This window comes from Aerosakkonema sp. BLCC-F183 (assembly GCF_041929145.1).
Lineage (GTDB): Bacteria > Cyanobacteriota > Cyanobacteriia > Cyanobacteriales > Aerosakkonemataceae > Aerosakkonema.
In genome coordinates, this window is sequence record NZ_JBHFNU010000086.1 from 1 (window position 1) to 2,567 (window position 2,567).

A 2,567-nucleotide genomic window follows, 5' to 3' on the forward strand; every position below is an offset into this window, starting at 1 on the left:
CTGATTAGGGTGTGTAATGTTTTGTTTCCATTCAACTAATTTCCCTAGCGAGTAGGGAGCTTTTGGAATTAGCAAAAGCATATCAATCCAACAAAACGTTTCCATTCAACTAATTTCCCTAGCGAGTAGGGAGTCGATACACCTTAGATAGTATTGAAAAAATCAATGAGTTTCCATTCAACTAATTTCCCTAGCGAGTAGGGAGCGGAGATGCCAAAAGTCCTCCCAGGCTATTTGATCGAAAGCGAGTTTCCATTCAACTAATTTCCCTAGCGAGTAGGGAGTTCACGCAGCCCGTGTCGTCGCAGATGCTCGTGGGGTTTCCATTCAACTAATTTCCCTAGCGAGTAGGGAGAAGCTGGGACTGGAGTAAAGAACCTTTGTTTAGATTTGTTTCCATTCAACTAATTTCCCTAGCGAGTAGGGAGTTGATGCCGTAAGTCGATACAGCCAGGATTCGCAGGTTTCCATTCAACTAATTTCCCTAGCGAGTAGGGAGGAGAAGTGGTTGCAGAAAACGAATTTAAGGGATATTGTTTCCATTCAACTAATTTCCCTAGCGAGTAGGGAGAAGAAACCTCTAGGCAAAAGCGATTCCAAATCTCGTTTCCATTCAACTAATTTCCCTAGCGAGTAGGGAGGCGATAGTTACACCAACGAACTGACAAATGTAACGTTTCCATTCAACTAATTTCCCTAGCGAGTAGGGAGGCCAATCAATTGAGGAGAAAAATCATGGAAATGTTTCCATTCAACTAATTTCCCTAGCGAGTAGGGAGACAAAGTTTTCTTTGGAGGCTCATGCAAAGCGTTATCAAAACCGTTTCCATTCAACTAATTTCCCTAGCGAGTAGGGAGGCATTTGCGATCGCCAGCAAAGTTTCTAGCTTTACGTTTCCATTCAACTAATTTCCCTAGCGAGTAGGGAGAAAAACTCCGAGGGCGGCTGGCCCGATTTCACCGCGTTTCCATTCAACTAATTTCCCTAGCGAGTAGGGAGGGCCCTGGAGATATAGTTGCACTCACTGGAGATGTCACAGGTTTCCATTCAACTAATTTCCCTAGCGAGTAGGGAGCTTCTTCCTCTTCCACCAGCGAGGAAAGCTCTTGGTGGATTTGGTTTCCATTCAACTAATTTCCCTAGCGAGTAGGGAGACTTTAACATCGATCCGAAGTTCATAGCTAGCTTCGAGTTTCCATTCAACTAATTTCCCTAGCGAGTAGGGAGCTGCAACAGCACACTGGGTTCGTGTCCAGTAGGGAGTTTCCATTCAACTAATTTCCCTAGCGAGTAGGGAGCTAAATTTAAAAGTGCTTTTGGCGCAGAAGACTTACCGTTTCCATTCAACTAATTTCCCTAGCGAGTAGGGAGGTCGCGCGTCTCGGAACCCGCGATGTACGGCGTCCACTCGTTCGTTTCCATTCAACTAATTTCCCTAGCGAGTAGGGAGTACAATCTATGAAATCGCCACCACGGAAAAACACAGAGTTTCCATTCAACTAATTTCCCTAGCGAGTAGGGAGCAGAAAACGAATTTAAGGGATATTCATACACCCTTGGGTTTCCATTCAACTAATTTCCCTAGCGAGTAGGGAGGCGAGAGAAGTAAACAACAAAAGCTTCTTGATTTTTTGTTTCCATTCAACTAATTTCCCTAGCGAGTAGGGAGTGTTTTTCAAATTTAGAAGCGGAGCCAAGAGAATTTATGTTTCCATTCAACTAATTTCCCTAGCGAGTAGGGAGACTTGTTACGTCGAGACCCACGGCGGAGCGATGTCGTTTCCATTCAACTAATTTCCCTAGCGAGTAGGGAGTCAAATGTATCTTTTTTAGATTCCTTTCTTAAAGAGGGATTAGTTTCCATTCAACTAATTTCCCTAGCGAGTAGGGAGAAGTGGCATTGGAATGGTGGTTCTCGATAGCTTCATGGAAGTTTCCATTCAACTAATTTCCCTAGCGAGTAGGGAGGGCTGCATTTGAAACCTTTACCCAGACTAGCGTCCAGAGGGCATTTGCTAACCTCCCCGATTTTACACCAAAAACTAGCCAACCTCGCAGTCAAGAAATCGCTAAAACCCTTACCCAGCCTTGCTGCGAGGCTCGCCACGCAACTGCGCCAATCCAGGCATTTTCTCTCAGCCTCGCAACCAAAACTAAATAATCACCGACCCTGGCATTTGGGTAACACATGGCCCAACGCCCCAAGTTTCCACTTGTCCCAAAGTATGTCCAGATAAAGGATAAAACCGCACGCTATCTTCCTCCAGCTTTACTCGTTTTCTCAATCGTTGCTGCAATTCCTCATACTTAGCTTGCGTCAAAACGCATTCAAACACCGAATATTGCACCCGCTTACCGTAACCTTCCAGCAAATTAGAAACCTTCTGGCGGCGTTTATCGGAAGGGATATCGTAAACGACAACGTAGAACAGCATTGCTTAATGGTAGTAACGCAAGTTGCTAGTTATTTGTATAAAGGTATGTTGTTGCGCTTTAGCGCTCTTATTAAAGCTAGGGTAAGAGCGATAAAGCGCAACCACAAACCAATATACAAATAAAAAGCAAC

General features: G+C 44.5%; 1 protein-coding gene and 1 CRISPR repeat array. The gene reads right to left on the minus strand.

Features of this window, described 5'->3' with window-relative positions; translation table 11 throughout:
- Positions 1-23 precede the first annotated feature (23 nt).
- Positions 24-1,969: a CRISPR direct-repeat array (repeat unit 36 nt; unit sequence GTTTCCATTCAACTAATTTCCCTAGCGAGTAGGGAG).
- A gap of 185 nt (positions 1,970-2,154) precedes the next feature.
- Positions 2,155-2,436, minus strand: coding sequence for a CRISPR-associated endonuclease Cas2 (cas2, locus tag ACE1CD_RS24955; RefSeq protein ID WP_374826600.1), 282 nt, complete (start codon positions 2,434-2,436; stop codon positions 2,155-2,157).
- Positions 2,437-2,567: the final 131 nt, after the last annotated feature.

Bases quoted from the DNA above. Each gene is read 5' to 3' on its own strand.
- cas2 (WP_374826600.1), bottom strand. From the start codon at position 2,436: ATGCTGTTCTACGTTGTCGTTTACGATATCCCTTCCGATAAACGCCGC.